This window comes from Sphingomonas sp. 66-10 (assembly GCF_001897045.1).
In the GTDB taxonomy this organism is placed as follows: domain Bacteria; phylum Pseudomonadota; class Alphaproteobacteria; order Sphingomonadales; family Sphingomonadaceae; genus Sphingomonas; species Sphingomonas lycopersici.
In genome coordinates, this window is the sequence record NZ_MKRR01000050.1 from 1 (window position 1) to 2,332 (window position 2,332).

General features: G+C 63.9%; 3 protein-coding genes. All 3 read left to right on the forward strand.

Features of this window, described 5'->3' with window-relative positions; genetic code table 11:
- On the forward strand, window positions 1-411 hold a 411-nt coding region (locus BGN95_RS05645; RefSeq protein ID WP_286771905.1), incomplete at its 5' end, for an EcoRII N-terminal effector-binding domain-containing protein.
- A 19-nt stretch (window positions 412-430) separates the two neighbouring features.
- Window positions 431-2,029, forward strand: coding sequence for an ATP-binding protein (locus BGN95_RS05650; protein ID WP_286771906.1), 1,599 nt, complete (start codon window positions 431-433; stop codon window positions 2,027-2,029).
- Window positions 2,016-2,332 (forward strand): hypothetical protein (locus BGN95_RS05655; protein ID WP_286771907.1); only part of this gene is annotated, 317 nt, incomplete at its 3' end. The genes BGN95_RS05650 and BGN95_RS05655, both read left to right, overlap by 14 nt.

Consider the following 2,332-nt stretch of genomic DNA (forward strand, 5'->3'; position numbering starts at 1 on the left):
ACTCAGGCCGTATCGAAAATTCTAAGTCCGAATGACCTCGGGGAGACCGGAGGCCACCAGGCCGGAATCCTGATTCCGAAGAAGCCCGAAATCCTCGGGTTCTTCCCACTGCTGACGGCCGAGGTGAAGAATCCTCGGCACCTCCTCACCTTCCGCGACGATCATGGCGGACGCTGGGATTTTCCATTCATCTACTACAATGGAAAATTCTTCGGAGGGACCCGCAACGAGTTTCGCCTGACCGGCATGACGGGCTACTTCCGGGAGGCGGGGCTGGTCGCTGGCGACGAGCTGGTCCTTGAGAAAAGAGACGGGGGCGGCCGGCGGATCGCGTTCAGGCGGGCACGCGCCACGGGGCTGCAGGACGGCGTGCTGCGCCTTGGCGGCGGATGGAAGGTCGTGTCCGCCTGAGGACACATCTGGAGGAAAGATGACTACTGAGAATATCGAGACGCTTCCCGATCCCGAGCGGATGATTGAGGGGCTCCGCGACACGGGCTACAAGTTCAACACCGCGATCGCCGACATCATCGACAATTCGATCGCGGCGAAGGCAACCTACGTCGACCTGCAGGTCGTCATGGACATGCGGGACAACATCCGCGTCTCCATCGCCGACAACGGCGACGGCATGGACAGGGAGGGCATCCTGAACGCGATGACCTACGGGTCCCGCCGGCGTGCGGACCCGTCGAGCCTCGGCAAGTTCGGACTTGGCCTCAAGACCGCCTCGACCGCTTTCTCGCGCGTGCTTTCGGTCGTCTCGCGTCCTTCCGCGGGCGCGCCGGTGCTGCAGGCGACCTGGGACCTGGGCCACGTGGCCAAGCACGGCTGGAACGTGCAGCTCACCGACGAGGTCGACGAGGAAGCGCTCGATCACCTGAACCAGGCTGCGCCCGCGCATTCGGGAACGGTCGTGCTCTGGACGAAGGTCGACCGGCTGATCAAGCAGACCGGCGGGGGAAGCGCCGCCCAGAACGCGCTGAACAAGACCGTCAAGGCGCTCCGCGAGCATGTAGGCATGGTCTTCCAGCGCTTCCTTGATCCAGCTGACGGACGGGCGCCGAACGTGGAGATTCGGATCAACGACGAGAAGGTGCACGCCTGGGATCCGTTCTGCGTGTCCGTGGCTGACAAGGTGGTGGACCAGACGGTGGATCTCGAGACCGCCGACGGCCGCAAGGCGCGCTTCATCTTCCGCGCCTACATCCTGCCCCGGAAGGAGGAGTTCGAGTCCGATCTGGCCTTCAAGAAGTCCAGGCTCGGGAACGAAGCCCAGGGCATGTATATCTACCGCGAAAATCGGCTGATCCAGGAAGCGACCTGGCTGGGCATGTACACGAAGGAACCTCACGGTTCCCTCCTGAGGGTCGAGTTTTCCTTCACGCACGAGCTCGACGAGGTCTTCGACATCGACTTCAAGAAGTCGCAGATCTCGCTCAACGAGGACCTCTGGATCGCCCTGCGCGACCAGTTCCTGACCGCACCCCGGCGCGAGGCGAACAAGCGATACCGTCAGGGCCGCAAGGCGGACGCCTCGAAGAAGGCCCAGGGTGCGCACGACTCGTCGAACCGTACGATCGCCGCGAAGGAAGGCGCGCTCGACAACACGAAGATTGGCGATCCGGATCCGAAAACCGGCGACGCCGAACTGACCAACGCCCAGGGCTCGTTCCGGATCAAGATCAACTTTGGAACCGCGCAGCGGCCTGGGGAAGTCCACGTCCAGACGGTCGATTCGCTCGACGACGGAGCGCTGTTCGAGCCCGGCATCATTGACGGGCACAAGGCTGTACGGATCAACACGTCACACCCCTATTACAACAAGGTCTACATCCCGAACCTCGCGCAGGGCGTGACGGTGCAGGGCATGGATTCCCTCCTGTGGGGGCTATGCCTGGCCGAGCTCAGCACCATCAGCGAGAGCACGGCCGAGCATTTCGAACAGATGCGCTACGAAGTCTCGAGGATCCTGCGGAAGCTGGTCGAGGATCTGCCGGAGCCGGAGATGGATGATGTGGCGGGCTGACCCCGGCCGTATCGCCAGCGCGGTGTCCGCCAGGTTCGGGGTCGCCTTCACGGGCGCCCCGCGACCACCTGCTGGAGGGTACCCCGGTGTCGAGCTGCGGCCGCAGGATGTTCACGGCAACGAAGGCTTCTCCATCGCTCTTGAGGTGGCGTGGCGAAGCGTCGAGCTGTCTTTCCGTCCCGGACCCTTCGCGGGTCCGCTGATCGGGCAGATGGGCGGCGCAGGTCCAGAAGCCCGTCTGGCGTTTCGCCGGCTTGCGGACGACATCCGCTCCCGGGGGGGTGTCGTCACGCTCGTCGTGAA

Coding starts and splice junctions, on each gene's coding strand:
- BGN95_RS05650 (WP_286771906.1), top strand. CDS start 431: ATGACTACTGAGAATATCGAGACGCTTCCCGATCCCGAGCGGATGATT.